General features: G+C 38.2%; 20 protein-coding genes. 7 read left to right on the top strand and 13 right to left on the bottom strand.

Features of this window, described 5'->3' with window-relative positions; genetic code table 11:
• The first annotated feature begins 243 nt into the window (after positions 1-243).
• On the top strand, positions 244-1,836 hold the full coding sequence (locus tag SOI85_RS07570) for a photosystem II high light acclimation radical SAM protein (RefSeq protein WP_320663788.1): 1,593 nt from the start codon (positions 244-246) through the stop codon (positions 1,834-1,836).
• Here the strand turns inward: SOI85_RS07570 and SOI85_RS07565 are convergent.
• The 3 genes from SOI85_RS07565 to SOI85_RS07555 are packed head-to-tail and all read right to left on the bottom strand — an operon-like array spanning position 1,809 to position 4,248.
• Entirely contained in the window at positions 1,809-2,648 is an 840-nt protein-coding gene (locus SOI85_RS07565; RefSeq protein WP_320663787.1) for a CPBP family intramembrane glutamic endopeptidase, read from the bottom strand. The two genes, SOI85_RS07570 and SOI85_RS07565, sit on opposite strands and share 28 nt — an antisense overlap.
• 5 nt (positions 2,649-2,653) lie before the next feature.
• Positions 2,654-2,965 carry an ATP-dependent Clp protease adapter ClpS gene (gene clpS, locus SOI85_RS07560; RefSeq protein ID WP_320663786.1) on the bottom strand — a complete coding sequence of 104 codons (312 nt, stop codon included), beginning with the start codon at positions 2,963-2,965 and terminating at the stop codon, positions 2,654-2,656.
• A gap of 53 nt (positions 2,966-3,018) precedes the next feature.
• Positions 3,019-4,248 carry an LL-diaminopimelate aminotransferase gene (locus SOI85_RS07555; protein ID WP_320663785.1) on the bottom strand — a complete coding sequence of 410 codons (1,230 nt, stop codon included), beginning with the start codon at positions 4,246-4,248 and terminating at the stop codon, positions 3,019-3,021.
• A 458-nt stretch (positions 4,249-4,706) separates the two neighbouring features.
• Between SOI85_RS07555 and SOI85_RS07550 the strand changes: the two genes are divergently transcribed.
• Entirely contained in the window at positions 4,707-6,602 is a 1,896-nt protein-coding gene (locus SOI85_RS07550) for an Rne/Rng family ribonuclease (RefSeq protein WP_320663784.1), read from the top strand.
• A 1-nt stretch (position 6,603) separates the two neighbouring features.
• Positions 6,604-7,191, top strand: a complete 588-nt coding sequence (locus SOI85_RS07545; RefSeq protein WP_320663783.1) for a ribonuclease HII — start codon at positions 6,604-6,606, stop codon at positions 7,189-7,191.
• Here SOI85_RS07545 and SOI85_RS07540 read toward each other — a convergent pair.
• Entirely contained in the window at positions 7,188-7,718 is a 531-nt protein-coding gene (locus SOI85_RS07540; protein ID WP_320665159.1) for a DUF1997 domain-containing protein, read from the bottom strand. The two genes, SOI85_RS07545 and SOI85_RS07540, sit on opposite strands and share 4 nt — an antisense overlap.
• Before the next feature lie 53 nt (positions 7,719-7,771).
• Between SOI85_RS07540 and pheA the strand changes: the two genes are divergently transcribed.
• The gene (gene pheA / locus SOI85_RS07535; protein ID WP_320663782.1) at positions 7,772-8,611 is read left to right on the top strand and encodes a prephenate dehydratase; all 840 of its coding nucleotides are present in this window, start codon (positions 7,772-7,774) and stop codon (positions 8,609-8,611) included.
• 1 nt (position 8,612) lies between these two features.
• Here the strand turns inward: pheA and SOI85_RS07530 are convergent, their stop codons facing one another.
• From SOI85_RS07530 to rpsL, 7 genes are all read right to left on the bottom strand, one after another.
• Positions 8,613-9,551 carry a methyltransferase domain-containing protein gene (locus tag SOI85_RS07530; RefSeq protein WP_320663781.1) on the bottom strand — a complete coding sequence of 313 codons (939 nt, stop codon included), beginning with the start codon at positions 9,549-9,551 and terminating at the stop codon, positions 8,613-8,615.
• A complete protein-coding gene (locus SOI85_RS07525; RefSeq protein WP_320663780.1) occupies positions 9,551-10,213 on the bottom strand; it encodes an LON peptidase substrate-binding domain-containing protein in 663 nt (220 codons plus the stop codon). Before SOI85_RS07525 ends, SOI85_RS07530 begins: the two co-directional genes overlap by 1 nt.
• A 66-nt stretch (positions 10,214-10,279) precedes the next feature.
• Complete coding sequence (gene rpsJ / locus SOI85_RS07520; RefSeq protein ID WP_320663779.1) at positions 10,280-10,600, bottom strand: 30S ribosomal protein S10; 321 nt, start codon at positions 10,598-10,600, stop codon at positions 10,280-10,282.
• Between the two features lie 142 nt (positions 10,601-10,742).
• On the bottom strand, positions 10,743-11,936 hold the full coding sequence (gene tuf, locus SOI85_RS07515) for an elongation factor Tu (protein ID WP_320663778.1): 1,194 nt from the start codon (positions 11,934-11,936) through the stop codon (positions 10,743-10,745).
• A gap of 61 nt (positions 11,937-11,997) precedes the next feature.
• Entirely contained in the window at positions 11,998-14,070 is a 2,073-nt protein-coding gene (gene fusA / locus SOI85_RS07510; protein ID WP_320663777.1) for an elongation factor G, read from the bottom strand.
• 92 nt (positions 14,071-14,162) lie between these two features.
• Positions 14,163-14,633 (bottom strand): 30S ribosomal protein S7, encoded by a 471-nt coding sequence (rpsG, locus tag SOI85_RS07505; RefSeq protein WP_320663776.1) that lies wholly within the window; start codon positions 14,631-14,633, stop codon positions 14,163-14,165.
• 39 nt (positions 14,634-14,672) lie between these two features.
• On the bottom strand, positions 14,673-15,047 hold the full coding sequence (rpsL, locus tag SOI85_RS07500) for a 30S ribosomal protein S12 (RefSeq protein WP_320663775.1): 375 nt from the start codon (positions 15,045-15,047) through the stop codon (positions 14,673-14,675).
• A 380-nt stretch (positions 15,048-15,427) separates the two neighbouring features.
• Between rpsL and gltB the strand changes: the two genes are divergently transcribed.
• Both gltB and SOI85_RS07490 read left to right on the top strand, forming a co-directional pair.
• The gene (gltB, locus tag SOI85_RS07495) at positions 15,428-20,017 is read left to right on the top strand and encodes a glutamate synthase large subunit (protein WP_320663774.1); all 4,590 of its coding nucleotides are present in this window, start codon (positions 15,428-15,430) and stop codon (positions 20,015-20,017) included.
• 2 nt (positions 20,018-20,019) lie between these two features.
• Positions 20,020-20,337: a YciI family protein gene (locus SOI85_RS07490; protein ID WP_320663773.1), complete on the top strand. Its 318-nt coding sequence runs from the start codon at positions 20,020-20,022 to the stop codon at positions 20,335-20,337.
• On the opposite strand, the gene lipA is transcribed toward SOI85_RS07490, so the two are convergent.
• Positions 20,330-21,199: a lipoyl synthase gene (lipA, locus tag SOI85_RS07485; protein ID WP_320663772.1), complete on the bottom strand. Its 870-nt coding sequence runs from the start codon at positions 21,197-21,199 to the stop codon at positions 20,330-20,332. The two genes, SOI85_RS07490 and lipA, sit on opposite strands and share 8 nt — an antisense overlap.
• Positions 21,200-21,271: 72 nt before the next feature.
• Positions 21,272-23,005, bottom strand: a complete 1,734-nt coding sequence (gene cobJ, locus SOI85_RS07480) for a precorrin-3B C(17)-methyltransferase (protein WP_320663771.1) — start codon at positions 23,003-23,005, stop codon at positions 21,272-21,274.
• A gap of 593 nt (positions 23,006-23,598) precedes the next feature.
• On the opposite strand from cobJ, the gene psaA reads away from it, so the two are divergent.
• Positions 23,599-25,905: a photosystem I core protein PsaA gene (psaA, locus tag SOI85_RS07475; RefSeq protein ID WP_320665158.1), complete on the top strand. Its 2,307-nt coding sequence runs from the start codon at positions 23,599-23,601 to the stop codon at positions 25,903-25,905.
• Positions 25,906-25,920: the final 15 nt, after the last annotated feature.

The following is a 25,920-nucleotide window of genomic DNA, read 5'->3' as shown; positions in this document are numbered from 1 at the left end:
TTTAAGTGTCATTTGATTCTCACTTGTCTCTCCTAGGAATTTTCTTCATATTGATTGGTCTAATTGTCAGGTTTGAGCTCAAGGTAATTACCAATGAAGAACAGCAAGAACTTGGGGAACGAAAAGCTGAAAACCAATAAGGCTATGTATCATCAGATAGAATTAAAAGTTGTTAGATTAATTAAGTTTCAAATTACTAATAGCAAAGTGTCATAAGGCACTAGGTAAAACATTTCAAAAGGAATGGATAAGCCATTAAATAAAATTAAAAACGAAAGGGTTCTTTTTATAAGATTACCTTGCAATCCAATATTTCCTATTGGACCAATTTATTTAGCAGATCATTTACATAAGTGTTTCCCTGATTTATCTCAAAAGATTCTTGATCTAGCCTCAATCCCAAGCCTAGATGTAACAAGAAACTTAATACAAACTATTAAAGATTTTAAACCTACATTACTAGTATATTCTTGGAGGGATATACAAATATATGCACCTGTAGATGGAAGACAAGGCAATCCTCTACAGAGTTCCTTTGAGGCTTTCTATTCTGAAAATCCTATAAAAAGAATTCATGGAGCTTTAGGGGGTATAAGATTAATGACTAGTCATTATGGAGAATTATGGCGCAACCAAAAGCTTATCAAGAAAGGTCTTAAATATGCCAAAAGATTCTCCAAGAATGCACGAGCAGTTGTAGGAGGAGGAGCGGTAAGCGTTTTCTATCAACAACTTGGCAAGACACTCCCGAAAGGAACCATAATTTCAGTTGGGGAAGGCGAACTTCTCCTAGAAAAGCTTTTAAGAGGTCAAGCAATTAACGACGAAAGGAGTTTTATAGTTGGCGATCCTCCAAGAGAAAAGTTGATCCATGAGAAACCAAATAGCTTACTAAAGACTGCATGTAATTATTCATATATAACCTCTATATGGCCAGAAATTAACTGGTATTTAGAAGGCGGTGATTTCTACATAGGTGTTCAAACAAAAAGAGGGTGTCCACATAACTGCTGCTATTGTATTTATACCGTTATTGAAGGGAAAAAAGTTCGTATAAATCCTGTAGAAGAAGTAGTGGCAGAAATGCAACAACTTTATAATTTAGGAGTACGTGGCTTTTGGTTTACTGATGCTCAATTTATTCCTGCTCGTGGTCATATAGATAATGCAAAAGAACTTCTCAAAGCAATAATTAAGGCAGGTCTAAATGATATTAATTGGGCTGCATATATTCGTGCAGACAATCTAGATAAAGAACTTGCTGAATTAATGGTAGAGACTGGAATGAGTTACTTTGAAATTGGCATAACATCTGGCTCTCAAGAGTTAGTAAGAAAAATGAGAATGGGATACAACCTAAAAACTGTACTAAGAAACTGCCAATTACTTGCAGATGCTGGTTTTAAAGATCAAGTTTCTGTTAATTACTCATTTAACGTCATAGATGAAAGACCTGAGACTATTCGACAAACAATTAGATACCATAGAGAATTAGAAAAAATTTTTGGAATTAAAAATGTTGAGCCAGCAATATTTTTCATTGGGCTTCAACCTCATACTCTTCTAGAAAAATATGGTCTAGAAAAAGGTTTAATTAATAAAGGGTATAATCCTATGAGCATGATGCCTTGGACAGCTAGAAAATTATTGTGGAATCCTGAGCCTATGGGCAAAACTTTTGGGAAAATTTGTTTAGAAGCATTTGATACACAACCAAACAACTTTGGCAGAACAGTAATAGATTTACTGGAAAGAGATTATGGTTCAGCACCCCTAGAAGAAGCCTTGACAGTTTCGGCTGAACATCGTCAAAATCTTTCTAAATCTTTGCGTTGATATATTAGAACTATTAGCATAAAAACAATTGATCCGACTCCTCCAATAGGATTTAAATTAGATTGACCAACCCCAAATAACCACAATGGTGAGTGCTGAGAAAAATTAATCAAACCATTATCTATCAAGAACCACCCTCCAACTAAGCCTCCATGAAGGCCAATTGCTCCCCATAAAGATCCTTTATCAAGAGAACGTCTAAAAGAAAGAAGAATTCCAAAGAGCAATAAACCAATGTAAATCAGAAGAGGTTCGTTGGTATTCAGGCTTGATCTTATATGTGCCAAGCTAAATATTATTCCCTGCAATACATTAGCCCACTTTTCTCCCAGCAAATAACTTACCTCGCCTAATAACCACCCTCTAAAAATTAATTCTTCTGCAATTCCCACAATGGTGCCAATAAAAATAGCATCAAGTATAATTTCTATTTTTACTTTTGAAAAGCCGTCAAACCATTTACTGAAGTACATTATCAATATAAGCAAAGCTATTCCTAGAAAAGCAAAAAATAATCCTCTAAATAAAAAAAATAATTCTCTAATGTTTATTATATTCTTTAAACCTAATGCATTCCATGGGCTTAAACTAGACCATCTAGTTTTCACCCAGCTTGGAAGAATTAATGTAAATGCAAGAAAAGTGATTAATGTCCCTATTAAAGAAATATCTTCATTTGTCAAATTTAAAATATATATATCAAAAGGCTTAACTAATAACCAGCCTAAAAAGTATAAAGATGGAACTAAAGAAATACTGGGTATCCAACGGTAACGTTGAGTTAACCATTTATTCCAGAGAGAATAAAGCAATTAAATTAACTCTCCGACTCAATTGAACTCGTCAAACCCTTTGCTTTTAAAGACTCAGAATAAAACTCAGCAGGTTCTAAATCACAAACTATTACTAAGCCAATACCCGTGTTATGAGCTTCTAGCATGACAGCCATTGCGTCTTGCTCACTCAATTGAGGAACAACCTCTCTCAATGAATTGACAACATAGTCCATAGAGTTAATTGGGTCATTATGCAGTAAAACCTTATATCTAGGAGATCTCTTCCTTACTCTCTCAGTTTGCCTTTCTATTACAGCCGCTCCACCTGGACTAGAAGTCAACTTATCAGACATGAACAGAAATCCATCAATTTGAGACCAATGTAATTGAAGGTAAGATTCTCTTTTCATTTGAGCGAAGATATTCTTTCCATAGCCATTTCTACATTATCTCTGGTATTAAAAGCAGAAAGACGGAAATAACCTTCCCCAGCAGAACCAAAACCACTTCCAGGAGTTCCAACAACATTGGCCTTCTCTAAAAGAAAATCAAAAAATCCCCACGAATCCATTCGATCAGGAACCTTTATCCATACATAAGGAGCATTCTCACCACCAAACACTTCATAACCAACTTCTTTTAAATTATTTCGAATAATGCATGCATTTTCCATATAAAAATTCACCAAACCTTTGACTTGCATACAACCTTCATGCGAATAAACTGCTTCGGCACCCCTTTGTACAACATAATTTACTCCATTGAATTTTGTACTCTGCCTGCGATTCCATAAAGACCACAAGTCAACATCACGTCCATCTTGTGTCTTGCCTTTTAAAGATTTCGGAATTACCGAGTATGCACATCTTGTTCCAGTAAATCCAGCATTTTTCGAAAAGGAACGAAATTCAACCGCACAATCCCTTGCACCATCTATTTCATAAATCGAATGTGGCAAAGTCTCATCCTGAATAAAAGCTTCATAAGCAGCATCAAACAGAATCAACGATTTATTTGCGAGCGCATAATTCACCCATTCACTCAGTTGTCTTTTAGTAGCGACAGCACCAGTTGGATTATTGGGAAAACATAGATAGATCAAATCAACACTTTCTTTGGGTATCTCTGCTATAAATAAATTTTCAGCTGTGATAGGTATATAAATCAGACCATCATAACGACCTTGAGCATTTGCAAGACCAGTGCTCCCAGCCATTACATTGCTATCTACATATACGGGATAAACAGGGTCAGTGACTGCAATTCGATTACCATCTCCAATGATATCAAGGATATTACTGCTATCACATTTGGATCCATCAGAAACAAAAATCTCTTCTGCGCTAATGTCACAGCCTCTTTTTTTAAAATCAAATTCTGAAATCTTCTCCCTTAACCATGAATAACCCTGTTCTGGTCCATATCCATGGAACCCCTCTGGGGTGCTCATTTCATCAATAGCTTTTTTCATCGCAAAGGAACATGCTTTAGGAAGAGGTTCTGTAACATCTCCTATCCCAAGACGAATTAAGTTTGAGTGTGGATTGGCTTGAGAAAATTTCGCAACCCGCTTAGCTATCTCAGGGAAAAGATAACCTGCTTGCAGTTTTAAATAATTTCCGTTTACCTTAACCACAATAAAAATCGAATTAACTCAATACATATTCCTATGGAATGTGTCACGCTGTATACAACTTCGTTCACAAAAGAAACTCACAATAGACACATAATGGCAAAATCACCGAATCTAAAGGCATGTCATAAAATCGATTTTGATTATTTCAAGGATAAAATATTATAAAAATTAGGTTTCTATTTTCAAAACAATTTAATTAATTAGTGCTAAAGTTTGTTGGGAATTTAAGATGGGTTCTATCGGACCTTACTTAACCCAAGTTTTAAGGGAAAAAAGGTCTTACTTTTCTAGACAAATTCCGTTCAGCTATCTCCTAAACAGGCTCACTCAAAAAAAGAGCAATTGGTAGAAAGATCTCTTTAATCAGGTTACTAGTTAACCAGTAAAACCTAATTGGATCTTCAAAGCATTTTTTGATTTAAATCGAACCATCTATTGGAACATTCACTTTTTTTCATATGCCCCAAAAAATAATCATTGCTGAGCAAATGCGAATAGCAGCATTGCTTAACGATGAAAAAGTTGAAGAGTTAATTGTCGCCAAAGGCCGCTATCAAATTGGAGATGTATATTTAGGCACAGTTGATAATGTTTTACCAGGTATAGATGCAGCTTTTGTAAATATTGGAGAAAGTGAAAAAAACGGCTTTATGCATGTAAGTGACTTAGGGCCATTACGTCGTAAAAGTACTGCAGCAAGTATTACGGAATTACTTGATTACAAACAAGAAGTAATTGTTCAAGTAATAAAAGAACCAACAGGGAATAAAGGAGCAAGGCTTACTGGAGAGATTGAACTTACAGGAAGATATCTAGTACTGCAAACATATGGGAAAGGTGTCAAAGTATCCAATAGCATAAGTTCTGAAGAAGAGGTTAATAGATTAAAAGCTCTTGGAGTACTAATAAAACCTCCTGGTACAGGACTTGTCATAAGGACAGAAGCTAATTCAATTAATGAAGAACTACTAATAAGTGATTTAGAAAGCTTACTAAAGCAACATGAAAAAATACAAAAATCATCAGAAGATTATTCTCCTCCTTGTCTTATTAAAAGAGATGAAGACTTTATTCATAAAGTTCTTAGAGATCATCTAAGCTCTGACTTGATTAAAGTTGTAGTTGATAACAAAAGTTCAATTGAAAAAGTCCAAGAATTCCTTAAGTATCATGGATCAAATGTATTAGTTGAGTCACATGAAGAACCAACTCAATTATTCCAACATTATAAAATTAATCTTGCTATACATAATGCTTTACAGCCAAGAGTAGACTTGCCATCTGGCGGTTATATAATTATCGAGCCAACAGAAGCATTAACTGTAATTGATGTTAATTCTGGTTCTTTTATAGGAGCAGCAAAAGCACGCGAGACTGTTCTTTGGACAAACATCGAAGCAGCAAGTGAAATTGCACGCCAATTAAAGCTTAGAAACATCGGTGGAGTAATAATTATTGATTTTATAGATATGGACTTAAGAAAAGATCAACTTCAGTTATTAGAGCATTTCACATCCGCAATAAAGAATGATTCTGCACGTCCTCAAATTGCTCAACTTACTGAGTTAGGGCTAGTAGAACTAACCCGTAAAAGACAAGGGCAAAACATATATGAATTATTTGGTAAATCATGTCCAAATTGTTACGGAACAGGACTTACACAATCAATTCCAGATAATAATCAAACTCAACAAATCGATATAAAATCAAATATTCAATCACATATATCAGAGGATAATTTAAAGCCAATTAATGGAGGGTCAAACGAAAATGCTCATCAATCTATTATCAATAAAACTGATCAAATTTCCACAAATATCGATCCAACTAACCCAATATATGAAGGTGATAATCAACAGGTTCAAACTTCAACAAGCAATGTAGATTCACCCTCAGAATCTACAAATCATAAGCAAAAACCAGAAGTTTTAGCTGTAAATATAGATTCTTTAGAAGAAGAGGTTTACAGCAGTCTTGGTTTAAACCCAGCTCTTTTGATAGATAAGCTACCTGCAAATGAAAATCTTTTCATTAATATTGTTAGGCCTGGAGAAAAGACTGAAGAAGTAATTAATAACGCAAAGCAACAAATAGTTAATAATTCAACGAAAAATAGAAGGAAAGGAAAATACTCAGCAAAGTTTATTACTAAAGCGTCTATAGAAAATAGCACTAATGAAGTTGAAGATTCGCAAGACAAAGTTAATGAGTTTGACAAGAGTGAGATCAATCAGGAAATAATCAATCAGTCTTTAGATTCAACAAATGAACCTGAAGTTAAAGATCCAATATCTACAGAAGATACTGAAGACCCTAGAAGGAAAAGAAGACGTTCTTCAGCCTCAATAAATTGAGATGGTATACAAAAATGCCATTGTTCTTACTGGAGTTGACGAAGTTGGAAGAGGTTCCTTATTTGGACCTGTATTTGCATGTGCTGTTGTTTTAGGTCAAGCGAATAGCACTAGACTGATTAAATTAGGTTTAAAAGATAGTAAAAAATTATCTAAATTAAAGATATCTAAATTAGCTCCTATTATTAAAACCTATGCGGAAGAATGGGGAGTAGGGCAATCTTCAGCAAAAGAAATTGATAAAACTGGAATACGTAAAGCAACTGAAATAGCGATGATTAGAGCTCTGCAAAAATTAGCAAAGCCACCTGATCTCGTTCTAATTGATGGCTGTCTGAACCTGAGAGGATGGGAAGGAAAACAAAAAACAATTATCAAAGGGGATGACTCTTGCCCAGCAATAGCAGCAGCAAGTGTCATAGCAAAAAATTCAAGAGATGAATTAATTAAGAGATTATCTAAGAAATATCCAAAATATGGTCTCCAAAAGAACGTTGGATATGGAACTGCTTTCCATCGTCAAGCCCTGAGTAACTATGGGCCAACAGATCTTCACAGATTATCTTTCATAAAAAAGTTTCTTGGTTAATTTTTTAAAGAAACTGTTCCCTCTTCACACCAATTATTAAAATCTTCAACAAGCTGTTTACCAACTCTAGCTTTAATCCCTAACAAAATTCCGTTAAGAATCGAATGCCCTGTAGATTCCAGAATTTTTGGAGGAATCAGCTTTAAAAGAGGCGGCTGACTAACTGTAACGCCAAGAATAGCTTCACCTTCTAAACCAGCACTTGTAGCTTCCAAAGTAGCTTGAAGGGTTAATTCAAAATCATCTATAAATCCAAGACCATCAAGCTGACTATCTGTTACATGCATGCTTAATTTACCTGGTTCACTTACAACTCCAATAGAAACAACTGGATTAACTTGCAATTGAAAAACATTGAAGCTAGTAACTACATATCGAAAACTACTGGGGCCAAGAGGAGTAAGCTTTTTAGGATCTAACATAGCTCCAACAACTCTTTCCTCATGCAAGAGATAATCAGGAAGTCGCTCAGAATTGCTTCTTACTGGTAAATCAAGTTTCTGTCGTGCATCGAAAGCCAGAGGCATGTTCAGTATCTTGTTCGGCATGATCTTATCTTCTCCTCACTCTTTTTTTGATAATGCCCACACGAGTGGCTTATTTAGGACCAAAAGGAACATATGCAGAAAAGGCAGCTGTTCTTCTTGCAAACCTTGAAAAGCTAGACACGCCAGTATTTCTTCCTTGCAAGGGTCTTCGAGCAGTCATTGAAAAAACTGCTAATAAAGATTGTGAAGCTGCTGTAGTACCTATAGAAAATTCAGTAGAAGGGGGAGTAACTACAACACTAGATGCGCTTTGGTCTTTTCCTGAACTATATATTCGCAGAGCTCTAGTACTTCCAATTCGTCATGCCTTATTTAGCAGTGGCAATATTCAAAATATATCTGAGGTTTTATCTCATCCTCAAGCTCTTGGCCAATGTAGTGAATGGTTAAATAAGAATCTTCCAAATGCTGTCTTACTTCCTACTAATTCAACTTCAGAAGCAATACGATTAGTTAAAGGAAGTAAGTTTAGAGCTGCTATTGGAGCTCTAAACACAAAAGAGTCTAATGGCTTAAATGAACTTGCTTACCCTATAAATGATGTAAAAGGAAATTGTACAAGATTTATTTTGCTTCACACAAAAGAAGTACAGCAAAATAGTGCTATTTTAAGTTTTGCTTTATCACTACATTCCAATTCACCTGGAGCTCTCTTAAAAGTATTAAATTGTGTAGCTCAATTAGGCTTAAACATGAGCAGGATTGAATCAAGGCCTTCCAAAAGAGAGTTAGGAGAGTATATTTTTTTTATCGATATAGACTTAACAAATCAAGACAAAGATATAAGTTCGAAATTAAGGAATTTATTAAATCCTATTTGTAAAAATATTGTTTTCTTTGGATCATACCCTAATCATCAAATCAATGATTAACTCATTTACTACTAATTTTAAAAACACCAAACCGCATTAAGTAATTACTAAAAGCCCATCTCATTAGAAGTATTGTTGGAATTTCTCTAAACCCTTTTAGGAATGCATTGCCACCAAGACTCAAGATGTCTAATGGTCTTCTTATACCTTCAAAAATAGAATCATTCCAAGATGGAAGTGTAAATCTAGTCCAATCTTCTGTTTCAACTTCAGAAAGATTATAAGGACTTTCAAGTAAATTTTTTTTAAAACTATTTATGCTCGAGAACTCAGGATGAGCCCACTGATTTAGAAGTTGTTTTAGAATCAATTTTTCATATAGAGTCAAAGGTTTATTTTCTATTTCTCTTATATTCCAGTCCGCCACTGATAACACTCCACCTGGTCTTAAAACACGAAGCATTTCATCAGCATAAAGCTGCTTATTAGGCATATGAGGTCCTGCCTCAACACTCCATATTCCATCAAAAGTTTCATCCTTAAATGCCAAATCAAGAGCATCCATCACTTCAAAGCTGCAATTCATACCAGCAGGAGTTAGCTCTCTTGCTCTTTCAACTTGGGCTGAACTAATCGTGATCCCTAAGACATCAAATCCATAATCACGAGCAAGTATTCTAGAACTACCTCCAATTCCGCATCCAACATCAAGTATTCGAGATCCAGTTGGCAGAGAGTTTAAAGAACTCCAACGTACAAGTTCATGAACAAAGTCTATTTTTGCTTGACGAAAGTCGGGTTTTTTAGGGGATTGTTTATAATAACCTAAATGAATATGCTCTCCCCAAAGCCTCTCCAAAAGATAATCATTAGTCCATTTATCATAAGCATTTGCAACGCTTTTACTAGATTTATAACTGCGATTATCGAGAAGTAAAATGAAAACAAATGCTATGAATAAGCAACAAAATAAAACAGTAGCAAAGGTCAGATTTGTCATCAATTATTTCTCTGGTCCGCATTAGAGAAAGTATCTTTTAGTGCAGTTCTCGCAGCGAGTTGCCTCCTTGTATGATCAAGCATTTCGAATTCTCTCTCAAGCCTTTTAGAAGTATTTTGCATTTCAAGAAGCCGTTGCTGTTCATCAGCAGCTGGTCCTCCTAAATGAGCAGCAATCCAAAAAGATAATTCTCTGGGCATATCCGGCAACTCATCAGGCAAGGAAACCTCCGAATCAGTTAATTTCCCACTCAACGAGACAACATCTCTGAGGGCTTCTAGAACCGAGTCAGAGAGCTTTAAAAGACTATCTTGATCAAATATCGGTTCATCATCAATCCAACTGATTAAAGCGGTACAGAATGGCGCTTCCCTTGTAATATCTAAAACCCGAAAGCGCTGTTGTCCAATTGTCACAATATTACTTCTCCCATCTTCAGATGTTTGATGCTTAATAATTTGAGCGCAACATCCAACCTCAGCCATTTTCTTTGAATTGGTATCGAGCCTGACTATCCCAAAACGACTATCCGACTCCAAAACACTTTGAAGCATTATTCGATATCTAGACTCAAAAATATGAAGAGGCAATACCTCCTTAGGGAAAAGAACTACTTCAGGGAGTGGGAAGAGAGGCAACTCCCTGACAGAAAGTTCGGTCACGGGAAAACCATCACAAACTATTTAGAATATTAGAGAATTAAATTCGATATTGATGGATTAAAAGTTTCAAAGTTTAACTTCAATATCAACACCACTGGGAAGATCTAATTTCATAAGCGCATCAATTGTTTTTGCTGATGGGCTGTAAATATCAATAATCCTCCTATGGGTTCGAGTTTCAAAATGCTCTCTTGAATCCTTATCTACATGAGGAGATCTAAGGACACAATAGATCTTTCTTTTTGTAGGGAGTGGAATTGGGCCAATCGCTGTAGCCGAGGTATTATCAGCGGTCTCAATAATTTTTTCGCAAGACAAATCAAGCATGCGTCTATCAAATGCTTTGAGACGTATGCGTATCTTTTGCTGGGCAATGGCTGTAGACATGGAAAAAGATAGCTAGTTACCTTTTGAGGAAAAAAAATCAGTTTTCAAGATTCAAAAAAATAATTAGCAGTTGCTAATTATTTAGACTCTATTTTTTGATCTTAATAGATGGCCAGGCCTTACCTGGCCATCTATTTATTAATCATTCAATAATCTTTGAAACAACACCTGCGCCAATGGTTCGGCCTCCCTCTCTAATTGCAAAGCGCATACCTTGCTCAATAGCAACAGGGCAAATTAATTCTCCTGTCATTTTGATTCGATCGCCTGGCATTACCATTTCAACGTTACTTCCATCATCAGATGTAAAGGCTGTTATCTGACCGGTTACATCAGTTGTACGAATATAAAACTGTGGCCTATATCCAGCAAAGAAAGGAGTGTGTCTTCCCCCTTCTTCTTTTTTAAGAACATAAACTTCACCTTCAAATTTTGTATGAGGAGTTATAGAACCTTTCTTAACAAGGACCATTCCTCTCTCAATGTCTTCCTTCTGCAATCCTCTAAGAAGCAAACCAACATTATCCCCAGCCATACCTTCATCAAGAAGTTTGCGGAACATCTCTACCCCAGTAACAGTTGTAAGACGAGTGTCTTTAATTCCAACTATCTCAACTTCTTCTCCTACTGTTACTTTCCCTCTCTCAATTCTTCCAGTAGCAACAGTTCCTCTACCAGTAATTGAGAAAACATCCTCAACAGCCATCAAGAAAGGCTTATCAACTTCTCTTTCTGGTTCTGGAATAGATTCATCAACTGCAGACATTAATTCTTCAATCTTTGTCTCCCATTCAGAACTGCCTTCTAAAGCCTTTAATCCTGAAACTTTAACAATTGGGACATCTGTAAAGCCATAGCCTTCTAAGAGTTCACTGATCTCCATTTCAACAAGCTCAATGATTTCATCATCATCTACCATGTCACATTTGTTGAGAGCAACAACTAGAGCGGGGACTCCAACCTGCTTAGCTAAAAGAATATGCTCTTTTGTTTGTGCCATTGGACCATCGGTTGCAGCACAAACAAGAATTGCTCCATCCATTTGAGCGGCACCAGTAATCATGTTCTTCACATAATCAGCATGTCCTGGGCAATCCACATGCGCATAGTGTCGGCCTTCAGTTTCATACTCAACGTGAGCAGTATTGATCGTGATACCTCTTTCACGTTCCTCAGGGGCCCCATCAATATCACCATAATCTTGTGCCGTGGCTTGACCCTTTTTAGCCAGCACATTTGTAATAGCAGCTGTAAGGGTAGTTTTGCCATGGTCAACGTGGCCAATAGTTCCAATGTTGACGTGGGGCTTGTTTCTCTCGAACTTCTCGCGGGCCATTTTTTTAAAGAATCGGGTTTGGGTTTGTAAGGGATTTAAGTTTTATTTTACAGATCAGGAATTAATTGCCCTGATTCTTAGAGATTATGGCTTCAGCAACATTACGAGGTACTTCCTCGTAATTACTGAATTCCATAGAAAAGATCCCTCGACCTTGAGTCATAGATCTTAGCTGAGTAGCATAACCGAACATTTCGGCCAAAGGAACTTTTGATTGAACCTTAGATTGTCCATCATCAATCGACTGACCTTCAACCTGCCCTCTTCGAGAAGACAGATCTCCAATAATAGAGCCTAGAAAATCCTCAGGAACTTCTACCTCAACTTTCATCATTGGTTCAAGAAGTACAGGATTGCACTTTTTGACACCATCTTTAAAAGCCATGGATCCTGCAATTTTAAAGGCCATTTCTGAAGAGTCAACGTCATGGAAGGATCCATCAACCATAGTGACTTTGACATCAATCAATGGATATCCTGCTAGGACTCCAGAATCACATGTTTCCTTCATCCCATTTGAAGCAGGTCCAATATATTCCTTTGGAACGACTCCTCCAACTATTTTATTTACGAATTCGAACCCTGATCCAGGTTCTCCAGGTTCCATCTCTATTACAACATGACCATATTGACCTTTACCACCAGTTTGTCTTGCATATTTCCCTTCACCTTTAGAACTTGATCTAATTGTCTCTCTATAAGAAACCTGGGGTGCTCCGATATTTGCTTCAACCTTAAATTCTCGAAGCATTCTATCAACCAATATTTCTAAATGAAGTTCTCCCATTCCAGCGATTACTGTCTGATTTGTTTCTTGGTCAGTACTAACTCTGAAAGTGGGGTCCTCTTCAGCAAGTGACTGAAGTGCTTTAGAAAGCTTTTCCATATCACCTTTTGTTTTAGGTTCTACGGCTACAGAAATAACTGGTTCTGGAATAAAAAGAGTTTCCAGAACAATCGGGTCATCGGTAGTGCATAAAGTATCTCCTGTTGTTGTACTTTTCAGACCTAGTACTGCACCAAGATCTCCAGCCCTCAAAGTATCAACTTCTTCTCTTTCATCGGCTTTGAGTATCACTAATCTTGAAATTCTTTCTTTTGAATCCTTCGTAGAATTCATAACATAACTTCCTTTCTCTAACACTCCGGAATACATCCTGACAAAAGTCAGTTTTCCGTATGGGTCAGCCATTACTTTAAATGCAAGGGCACTGAATGGTGCACTGTCATCTGAAGGTCTTACAGCCTCTTTCCCACTTGGCAAAACTCCCTGAATAGGAGGTACATCTACTGGAGCAGGTAAATAATCAACAACTGCATCCAATACCAATTGAACCCCTTTATTCTTAAATGCAGAACCACATAACAATGGAACTAATCCATGCTTTAAAACTCCTTCTCTTATACCCTTCTTAAGTTGATCCTCAGTTAATTCACCTTTATCAAGAAAATGCTCTATTAGATCTTCATCTGTTTCAGCAACGGACTCCATTAGTTTTGATCGCCACTCTGCTGCCTCATCTGCCATATCATCAGGAATTTCAGTTTCCTGAATATCAGTTCCTAAGTCGTTTTTATAGATATATGCCTTATTACCTACAAGATCAATAATTCCTTTTAACTCACCCTCTGCTCCAATGGGAAGCTGAATAGGCGCTGCATTTGCTTTCAGTCTGTCCTTGATTTGTTCATAAACCTTAAGGAAATCAGCCCCAGTTCGATCCATTTTATTAACAAAAACCATCCTGGGGACGCTATATCGATCAGCCTGCCGCCAAACTGTTTCGGACTGAGGCTGAACGCCTCCAACAGCACAGAAGACAGCAATGACTCCATCTAGGACTCTCATGGACCTTTCCACTTCAATAGTGAAATCCACGTGACCAGGGGTATCAATAATATTGATCCTGTGATCCTGCCAACTGGTAGAGATTGCTGCAGCAGTAATAGTTATTCCGCGTTCACGTTCTTGGTCCATCCAGTCAGTAACTGCTGCACCATCATGAACTTCACCAATTTTGTGAACCACACCTGAATAAAACAAAATGCGTTCAGTAGTAGTGGTCTTACCTGCATCAATATGAGCAGCAATACCAATATTTCTTACCCGTTCCAGGGGAAAGTCGCGAGACACAGATAACTCTCCGAATTAAGGCTTAAAAGGCGGATGAGACTCTACAGGCCTACCGGCAAAAAGAAAAGATCTCAAACAGTTTTTTTATTCAATCAATACCGATAATGAGCAAAAGCTTTATTAGCCTCAGCCATCTTATGAGTTTCCTCACGCTTGCGAACTGCGCTTCCTGCTTCATTCGCAGCATCCATAAGCTCTCCAGCAAGCTTATGAGCCATGCTTCGTCCATTTCTTGCTCTAGAGAAATTCACAAGCCATCTAAGAGCCATTGCAGTACCTCTTTCCTGTCTTACTTCCATTGGAACTTGGTAAGTGGCACCACCTACTCTGCGAGCTCTAACTTCAACAAGAGGAGTGACATTTTTTATTGCTGTCTCAAAAAGTTCAACTGGATTATTTCCTGTCCTTTCGTTAATCAAACCAAATGCATCGGACAAAATCCTTTGAGCAGTTGATTTCTTACCATGTTTCATCAATCTATGAACCATCATTGTGGCCAAACGATTATTAAATTGTGGATCCGGTAAAACTGGACGTTTTTCTGCAGCGTTTCGACGAGACATAAATAGTTAATGAAGTTTTACAGATTTAAAAAAGAAAAATTAGTCTTTTGGAGCCTTCGCTCCATACTTAGAACGTGCCTGGCGACGATCTTTAACACCAGCAGTATCTAGTGTCCCTCTAATTATGTGATATCGCACACCTGGCAGATCCTTTACCCTACCTCCACGCAAAAGTACAACTGAATGTTCTTGGAGATTATGTCCAATGCCAGGGATATAGGCAGTAACTTCAAAACCTGATGTAAGCCTAACCCTGGCAACCTTACGCAATGCTGAATTAGGTTTCTTAGGAGTAGAGGTATAAACCCTTGTACATACTCCTCTTCTTTCTGGACATGCTTGCAATGCGGGAGATTTAGTCTTTCTAGAAAGACTAAATCTCCCGGTTCTTATGAGTTGTTGAATGGTTGGCATTTAAAAAGTTTAAACTTTGATCAGAGATCAGGTCTGTGTTAATAATTTAATATTACATAGATTACTTGGTCATCTGACCGAAAAAAATATTTGAACTAATAATCATTAATCTCAGATATAGATGCATAAAATCTTGGGAATAGAATTGCTAGGAAATCATCATTATCGACGCATCTAAAATAAATCAAAAACAATAACTAATGACTTTTGCCTCCCTAAAGAGCTATAGCTATAGAGGTAATGAGGCCACTAAGGATTGATAAATAGCCAGTTTTGGCTATTTATCAATTTCAAGGCGATGGCCTCTACTTAGATCCTCAAAATGCCCTTCGTTCTGATTTCTTCTCACTTTGTCAGAAGAAGCAGTACGGTTGAAGATCATGCCTAAAGATCCTCCTATTAGAACTAATTGGCCTTACTGCGATAGCAGGTCTCCTTCAGCACTGTCTGGAGAAAGAGATGCTTGCGGAGTAGGTTTTCTAGCGCAAATCCAGGGAATTCAAAGCAATTGGGTCCTCAAGCAAGCATTGAGAGGATTGAGTTGCATGGAACACCGGGGTGGTTGCGGAGGAGATAGTGATTCGGGGGATGGTGCCGGAATTCTTTGCGAAATCCCATGGAATTTTTTCAAAGAAGTCTGGGGTGACGCAGCAAAAGCCCCTAAAGATTCAACTGGTATAGGCATGTTATTCATGCCTCAAAATGAAGAAATTCGAAATCAAGCTAAAAGGTTTTGTGAAGAGGAAGCTAATCATCTAGGGCTATGCTCACTCGGTTGGCGTGATGTTCCAGTAGATACTTCTGTATTAGGACATCTTGCAAGAGATAATGCGCCTTTTATAGCTCAATGGCTTGTCAAGGGATCTCACAACGATAAAGATTTAGAGTCTATATTTTTTCGGTTAAGAAGACGTATTGGAAAACGTGCAAAAGATATTTTCGGGGAAAAAGCAATGGATTTATATGTAACTTCTTTAAGTAGTAAAACCATCGTTTACAAAGGGATGGTCAGATCTGAAATCTTAGCTCCATTTTACAAAGATCTTCTAGACACAAGATTTGAAATTTCATACGCTGTTTATCACAGACGATTCAGCACGAATACTCTACCTAGATGGCCATTAGCTCAGCCCATGAGACTTCTTGGTCATAATGGCGAAATAAATACTCTTCTCGGCAACCTAAACTGGGCAAAAGCCTCCGAAGTGGCGTTAGAAGATATCTGGGGCGATCAGGCAGAGGATATCAAGCCAATTGTAAATGATCAATTTAGCGACTCTGCAAATCTTGACTCAATTCTAGAACTATTTGTTCGTAGTGGCCGGCCAATCACTGATAGTCTTCTTACACTAGTTCCAGAAGCCTTCAGAGATCAGCCTGAGCTGAATAAGAAACCAGAAATAACAGCTTTTTACGAGTATTCAGCAGCGACACAAGAGCCATGGGATGGGCCTGCACTCCTCGTCTTTACAGATGGGAGAAGTATTGGCGCCACCTTAGATCGAAATGGACTCCGCCCAGCCAGGTATTGCATTACCAAAGATGGCTTTGTGATAATGGGATCTGAGACTGGTGTTGTTGAACTCCAAGAGAACCAAATCATTGAGAAAGGAAGACTTGGACCAGGGCAAATGCTTGCTGTAGATCTTAAAGAAGGAAGGCTCTTAAGGAATTGGGATGTCAAAAAAGAAGCTGCGATGAGACATCCTTATTCAGCACTGCTACAACAAAAGCAAATTAAGGTCAAAGCTCAGCCTTGGGAAGAACAAACAAAACTTGAAAAATTAGAATTACTCCAACAACAGACCGCTTTTGGTTTCTCCTCTGAAGATTTTGATTTTATAATTGAATCTATGGCCGGTGGAGCAAAAGAACCTACCTACTGCATGGGGGATGACATACCGCTTGCAATACTTTCAAACAAACCACATCTTCTTTACGACTATTTCAAACAAAGATTTGCTCAGGTCACAAATCCTCCTATAGACCCCTTAAGAGAAAAACTCGTCATGAGTTTAGAGATGCATGTAGGTAAAAGAACCTCACCTCTTTCAATTAAAAAAGAGTCGGCTTCGCATTTACACCTGGAAACGCCAATACTGAATGAAGCTGAATTAATTGAAATCACACAAAAAGGAATTCAGACAGAAACTCTATCAACATTAATTGATATATCTAACGGGATAGATAGTCTAGAAAAAGAATTAGCTTCTCTTTGCACAAAATCTGAAAACCTTGTTCAGAGTGGCGTTCAGATTCTCATACTTTCTGATAGAGGTATAAATACAAAGACTAGTTATATTCCACCATTACTAGCCGTTGGTGCCGTACATCATCACTTACTAAAAAAAGGCCTCAGACTGAATGCATCATTAGTTGTTGACACTGCTCAATGCTGGAGCACGCATCACTTTGCCTGTCTAATTGGCTATGGAGCTAGTGCAATTTGTCCATGGCTAACGTGGGAGACCACACGACATTGGTGGAACCTTCCTAAAACTCAAAAACTTATTGAATCAAACAAACTGCCAAATCTGAGTATTAACCAAGCTCAAGCCAATTTAAGAAAAGCTTTAGAAGATGGATTAAGAAAAATTCTTTCAAAGATTGGGATCTCACTTCTAGCTAGTTATCACGGCGCTCAAATCTTTGAGGCAATTGGCATTGGCGCAGACTTAATAGATATTGCTTTCAAAGGAACCACGAGTCGAATTGCAGGCTTGAGCTTGAAAGAATTAGCACGCGAAACCTTTATTTTTCATTCAAAAGCATTCCCAGCAATTGATCGTAAGAAATTAGAATTTTTAGGATTTGTGCAATACAGAAATAGTGGAGAATTCCATTTAAATAATCCTGAAATGTCTAAGCTTTTGCATGCGGCAGTCAAAAAAGGACCTGAATATGACCATTTCTCAACTTACCAAAAACTTTTAGAAAGTAGACCAGCAACAGCATTAAGAGATTTGCTGACATTTCGTTTAGCCAAGTCTCCATTACCATTAGAGCAAGTAGAAAGTGCTGAAAGTATCTGTACAAGATTTTGTACAGGCGGGATGAGCCTAGGAGCCCTCTCAAGAGAAGCTCATGAAGTCCTGGCAATAGCAATGAATAGGATTGGAGGGAAGAGTAATAGTGGAGAGGGAGGAGAAGACCCTGCTCGTTTTAAAGTTTTAAAAGATGTCGACAAAGACAACCGATCTTCAACGTTGCCATCAATTAAAGGACTCATCAATGGAGATACAGCCTGTTCTGCAATTAAACAAATAGCCTCTGGACGTTTTGGTGTAACACCTGAATACTTAAGAAGTGGTCAACAACTTGAAATTAAAGTTGCTCAAGGAGCAAAGCCGGGGGAAGGAGGGCAATTACCTGGACCAAAAGTAGATCCATATATTGCAAAACTACGCAATAGCAAACCTGGCGTTGCTCTCATATCTCCACCACCACATCACGACATTTATTCAATTGAAGATCTAGCACAATTAATTCATGATTTACATCAAATTCATCCTGAAGCTAAAGTCAGCGTCAAGCTAGTCGCTGAAATTGGAATTGGTACTATTGCAGCTGGAGTTGCCAAAGCAAACGCTGATGTTATTCAAATTTCTGGGCATGATGGTGGGACAGGAGCCTCCCCTTTAAGCTCTATAAAGCATGCTGGATTGCCTTGGGAATTAGGTCTTACTGAAGTTCATAATGCGTTATTAGCAAATGGGTTACGTGACCGTGTCTTACTTAGAACTGATGGTGGTCTCAAGACTGGGTGGGACGTATTAATCGCAGCATTACTAGGTGCCGAAGAATATGGATTTGGAACAATTGCAATGATTGCAGAAGGTTGCATTATGGCTCGAATTTGTCATACCAATAAATGTCCAGTAGGCGTAGCTACTCAACAAGAAGGGTTAAGGAAACGTTTCCCAGGTCTTCCAGAACATGTCGTTAACTTTTTTCTTTTTGTTGCAGAAGAAGTAAGACAATTAATGAGTATTATTGGTATAGCTAGAATTGAAGATCTGATTGGTCGCACCGACCTTTTAGAACCTAGAGCAATCAATCTTGAAAAAACAAATAAAGTTGATCTCTCTAGCTTAATAAAGCCTAGCCAACAATCAATTGATAGATCATGGCTAAATCATGAAGTCAATGCTCATAGCAATGGAGATGTTCTAGAAAATGAATTACTACAAAACAACGAAATAAATAGAGCTCTTGATTCCCACGGTGAAACAACTCAAATAGTATCAATTGTCAATACTGACAGAAGTGTTTGCGCTCGACTCTCTGGTGAAATAGCAAAAAGATATGGGAATAAAGGATTCCAAGGAAAGTTAAACTTAACTTTCAAAGGTGCGGCAGGACAAAGTTTTGGAGCCTTCTTAATACAGGGGATGAATGTGCTCTTAATTGGCGAAGCCAATGACTATGTGGGCAAAGGTATTAATGGAGGGAAGATAACTATTATTCCGCCCATGGAACGAGGTAACGCGAGTGATCAGGTGATTCTCGGTAATACATGCCTTTATGGAGCAACAGGAGGTAGATTATTTGCCCTTGGACGAGCCGGAGAACGTTTTGCTGTTAGAAATAGTGGAGCGCAAGCCGTCGTCGAAGGAGTAGGAGATCATTGTTGCGAATATATGACTGGTGGAGTAATTGTCATTCTTGGCCCTACTGGAAGAAATATTGGAGCTGGCATGACTGGAGGAGTTGCCTTCTTGCTTGACGAAGATGAAATAGTTACTGAGAAGATAAATCAAGAGATTGTAGAAATACATGATTTAACTACCCCTCAGCAAGAATCATTAATCAAACCATTGCTCGAAGAATATGTGCAGCAAACTGAAAGCTCTAAAGCGAAACAAATTCTTGCTAACTGGTTAACTTGGAAGAGACGATTCAAAGTAATTGTTCCACCAAGTGAAAAAAGCAAAGTTGGCTTATCACTACTTGAAGAAGTTTTTGTATAAAAATGCCTTGGTTCATTAAGACTGAACGTTTCACACAAGCAACATTAAATTTATCGTCTAAGAAACGTAGCCAATTTTTAGCTGAACATAAGTCATGGATAAAAAATATGCAAACTCAAGGAAAAAGAATTATCAGCGGTTATTTAGTGAATCAAAAAAAAGAACCTGGCGGCGGAGGACTCTTAGTAATAGAAGCTGAATCATATCAAGATGCAATTCATATTATTGAACAAGATCCAATGATTAAAAATAATCTCGTAAAATGGACATTACAAGAGTGGGTTCTTATAGAGAATGCGTTTAATAATTCAATTATCTAGGATGAGTAGACATTAGTTTCTGGACTTCACCTGCATGGTAACTACTTCTTGTCAAAGGTGAGCTTACAACTTGCAAGAATCCAAGATGCTCTTCTCCCTCCCTACGATAAGAGTCAAATTGATCGGGTGTAACAAAACGATCAACAGGAAGATGGTTCGGTCCAGGAGATAGATATTGACCGATGGTCACAATATCAACTTGGTTCCGACGTAGGTCTATAAGTACCTTTTTAATCTCTTCATCTTTTTCTCCTAAACCAACCATTAATCCAGATTTGGTATAAACCTTTGGCCAACCATTTCTAACCCGATTTAGAAGTTCTAATGAGCGTTCATAGATTCCTTGGGGCCTAACTCTTCGATAAAGCCTTGGAACTGTCTCAATATTATGATTTAGGACTTCAGGAGAAGCGTCCAAAACAACTTTCAATGCTTCCCAATTACCACATAGATCAGGAATCAACAGCTCTATAGTCGTCCCAGGAGAAAACTTACGAACTGCCTTAATACAAGCTAAAAATTGGCTAGCACCTCCATCATCTAAATCATCTCTATTTACTGAAGTTATGACCACATGGCGAAGTCTCATTCTCGCAACTGCTTCACCTAGGCGATCTGGCTCAGAAGGGTCCAACTCTCTTTTACTTCTATCAAAAGCGATATCACAATAAGGGCAAGCACGCGTGCAAGCAGGCCCCATAATTAAAAATGTTGCCGTACCACCTGCAAAGCACTCACCAATATTAGGGCAACTAGCCTCTTGGCAAACAGTATTCAACTTAAGGTCAACTAACAAGTCAGCGACAGCACCAATCCTTTGATACTGAGGGGCTTTTACACGCAACCAATCGGGTTTAAGCAAGACAAAACCTCGTGTATAACAATTTTAGGAACGTTGTAGAAAAGGCAAACATTTCTTCAGTTTTATCTAACTTCAACAAAATGAATAACCTCGAGGAGTTACGAAATGATCGTCCTTCAAGAAACTCTTGCTATTCCCTACTATCAATACACTAAGCATATCGACTTTTTCAAGCGGTACACAATCGAGCCTATAAAGATCATTTTTTTCTCCTGTTCTACAGAGCTGGCGAGAAATAGACACAGGAGTATTAGGTAAACGATGTTCAAGTAAAATTTCTATTGCACGTTTTAACTGCCAATTACGTTCTTTAGATCGCGGGTTATAAATAGCCAAGACAAAATCACCTTCAGCGGCAGATTTCAGACGTGCCTCGATCTGCGACCAAGGCGTCAAAAGATCACTTAAACTTATAGAGCAGAAATCACTCATAAGTGGGGCACCATTCTTTGCCGCTGCTACTTGAAAGGCACTGATTCCAGGATGGACTTCAAAGCATGGACGCTCATTATTCTTTTGCTCTAACCAAAGTTCTAACGCCAAGCCTGCCATCCCATAAATTCCGCTTTCCCCTGACGAGATCAGAGCTACATGAATGCCTTGTTGAGCTAATTGCAAGGCTTTCTGACAACGATCATGCTCAAAATTAATTGAACTATCTATGCGAACTTGGTCTTTCCTTCTCAAGGGTTCCAAAAGGTCTAAATAAAGCCCATATCCAATCCAAATGACGCATCTTGACAAAGCCATACGAGCATCATTCGTAAGGAAAGAAATATCCCCAGGACCACTTCCAATCAGATGTAATTCTCCTCTCTGTGGAGCAAATGAATTAACAGACTTTGCAATTGCAATAGTTACAGCACCACGTTCATCTGAGTTTGCCCGGAAAATATTTTTCTCAAGTAACAACTCTGCTCCTTCACCTGCCGCTAATAACGCAGAAGCTTCTGCTACTGAAGGAGAACCAATTTCTTGAGCAACGACTTTAGAAGGATTTGGAACAGAAATTCTGGAAAGAGTTTCTGAGTCATAAAATCTCGGATGCCAAGAGTTTTTATCAATCAAAGAAATGATGCCTGGCTCATTTCTTTTCAAATCAATAGACGATACTCCTGCTATAGATTTTTTAGCCAAGCCTGTTTTCTCAAAAGACTCATTTATTGCTCTACTAATCAAGTTTTCACTAGTTTCACGTTCGCATCCAATCCCTATCCAAAGATTATGTGTATGCCACCAACATCCCTTTCCTAGTTTAAAACCAACATTCAAATCTGATATTTTCTCTGAAGTCTTATTGTTCTTTTGAATAAAGTTCTTCGTAAACAACTCGGAATCTTTCCATAAAGTTGTACCTGAGAACTGATTCAAGGCAATTGACTGACCACAGGATTGATTAATCATTAATTGATTCCAATCTTTACTATTACCTGAACGATCCCAGCCCCAATAAAATCCAAAACTATCTATTGGAATTCGTTCTTGAGTTTTTGTATCTGAAGTGAAAACTGCTATCCCATTAAATTCCGCAGATAATTCATTAGCAATTTGATCGGCACCACCAAGGTGACCCCCTACAAGTGGAACTATTGTTTCTAGTTTCCCATCAAGAACCAATACCGCAGGATCTGTATCTTTACTTTTTAAAAAAGGTCCTATTAATCTAACAGCTGCACCAAGTGCTCCAATAAAAAATAAACATCTGCAATTAGTCCAATATAAATCGACTATTTCTCGTGCCGGCTTTATGAGGAATCCATCTAAAGATGAATCAACATGTAAAGCTGCATAAGGGGTCAGAGCCAATTTATCAGCATAATTGCGTTCCTTAAGTCTTCGAAGCGCTGATAAAGCTCCGGGAGCAAGACCTATTGCAATACTGAATTCAGAAGAAGAAGAGTGATTTTTTTTCAGAGAAGCTAAACATTCAAAAATTAATTAAATTTAGCTCTATATAAAAAAAATGCTTGTAGAGAATGATTAAAACCAAACAATGATTAGTAGCATCTTTTTCTTCTAATCAGCATCTGTTTGAAAAGATCAAAAGGCCTTGAAAGCTTTTTTTCAATTAGGAAGAAGAATTCTTTACAAGAGCAAGCTATCAATAAGAACAAGCTTTACAGGATTGTTTTTATTTTCATAATAGAGATACGAAGTTGTTTATGATAAAAAAACAAATATTGATCTATTTCCCTTCCCTATAAATCCCTTTGGGATTTAATCGCTAAATTCTCGTTATTTTAGAAAATCTAGCGATCATAACGATTCCCATGAGGAATCAGGGTATAGAACATTTGTTACATGCTGCCGTAGTAACTGCTTCTCGGCTCTATGCTTGCACTTACGGATCTATTAGTGGTGAGAACCCACCTCGATCACATTCCTCAAGGAATCACTCGATGACCATTAGCCCACCTGAACGTGGCGAAAAAAGTAAGCCCATGCTCGATCAACCAGTCGAGTCTGATCCAAAGCCAATTGACTTTGGAAAATTAGACAAACCTGGATTTTGGTCTAGCAAGCTTTCTAAAGGCCCCAAAACCACAACCTGGATTTGGAATCTCCACGCCGATGCACATGACTTCGATACCCATATCGGAGATTTAGAGGAAACCAGTAGAAAGATTTTCTCTGCCCATTTCGGGCACCTTGCAGTCATTTTTATTTGGATGAGTGCCGCGTTTTTCCATGGCGCACGCTTTTCAAATTATTCTGGCTGGCTGGCTGACCCAACCCATGTAAAACCTGGCGCACAAGTCGTTTGGCCAATTGTTGGTCAAGAGATGTTGAATGCTGATTTAGGTGGTAATTACCACGGCATTCAAATCACTTCAGGAATTTTCCAAATGTGGAGAGGGTGGGGTGTCACCAACGAAACAGAATTGATGGCTTTAGCCATTGGAGCTCTTTTGATGGCAGCAATAATGCTGCATGGTGGGATTTATCACTATCACAAAGCAGCTCCAAAGCTTGATTGGTTCAGGAATCTTGAATCAATGCTCAATCACCATATTGCAGGACTTGTAGGACTAGGCTCAATCGCTTGGGCTGGTCATTGCATTCATATAGGCGCTCCTACTGCTGCACTATTAGATGCTATTGATGCTGGAAATCCTTTGATTTTAAATGGAACTCCTATTGCCTCAGTTTCAGACTTACCTTTACCTCATGAGCTCTGTAACCCAGCATTAGTCAGTCAAATCTTTCCAGGATTAGCCGGGAGAACAGTAGAAAATTTCTTTAATCTTAATTGGTGGGCTTTTACTGACTTCCTAACTTTTAAAGGTGGTTTAAGTCCTGTGACTGGAAGCTTATGGATGACTGATATCTCTCACCACCATTTGGCTTTTGGAGTAGTCGCAGTAATCGGTGGACATTTATATAGAACAAGTTACGGAATAGGAAGCTCTCTAAAAGAAATACTTGATAGCCACAATGGAGATCCAATCCTTTTCCCAGCACCTAAAGGTCATGAAGGAATTTATGACTTTTTAGCAAATAGCTGGCATGCACAGCTTGGAATAAACCTTGCAATGATTGGCTCTTTAAGCATTATCATCTCGCATCATATGTATGCGATGCCTCCATATCCTTATCTTGCTACTGATTATCCAACTGTTTTAGGACTGTTCACTCATCACATGTGGATAGGTGGATTATTTATATGTGGCGCTGCTGCTCATTCAGCAATTGCAATGATTAGAGATTATGACCCTGCAAAACATATAGATAACGTTCTAGACAGAATCCTCAAAGCTCGTGACGCATTAATTAGCCATTTAAATTGGGCTTGTATGTTCCTTGGCTTTCACAGCTTCGGGCTATATATTCACAACGACGTAATGAGGGCTTTAGGACGTCCTCAAGACATGTTTAGTGATAAGGCAATTCAACTTCAACCTGTATTTGCTCAATGGATACAAAACATTCATGCTTCAGCATCAGGATCAACCACTCTCGCTGGTACACAAGTTCAATTACAGAATGGCGCTGTTAGCGAAGTTTTCAATGGAAGTGTTATTCAAATAGGAGAGAAAATCGCTATTGCTCCTATTCCCTTAGGAACAGCTGATTTCATGATTCATCACATTCATGCATTCACTATCCACGTAACTTTGCTAATACTTCTTAAAGGTGTTTTATTCTCAAGAAGCTCTCGCTTGATTCCAGATAAAGCTTTATTAGGATTCAGATTCCCATGTGATGGCCCTGGTAGAGGCGGAACATGTCAGGTTTCCTCTTGGGATCATGTTTTCCTTGGATTATTCTGGATGTATAACGGGCTTTCAGTTGTTATCTTCCATTTTTCTTGGAAAATGCAAAGTGATGTCTGGGGACTAACTGGTGGTAATTTTGCTCAAAGCTCAATAACAATTAATGGTTGGCTAAGGGATTTCCTTTGGGCGCAAGCATCACAAGTTCTGACCAGCTATGGTCAACCTATAAGCATGTATGGCTTGATGTTCTTAGGAGCTCACTTTATTTGGGCCTTCAGTCTAATGTTCTTATTTAGCGGCAGAGGCTACTGGCAAGAATTGTTCGAGTCTATTATTTGGGCTCATAATAAGTTGAAATTAGCTCCTACTATTCAACCCAGGGCACTATCAATTACTCAAGGACGTGCCGTAGGAGTTACACACTTCCTAGTTGGGGGCATAGCCACGACTTGGGCATTCTTCCACGCTCGCCTAATAGGGCTGGGCTAAACCCTCTTACTGATT

The organism is Prochlorococcus sp. MIT 1223 (genome assembly GCF_034092465.1).
Taxonomy (GTDB): Bacteria; Cyanobacteriota; Cyanobacteriia; order PCC-6307; family Cyanobiaceae; genus AG-402-N21.
This window is presented reverse-complemented; position numbering and strand designations above follow the sequence as displayed.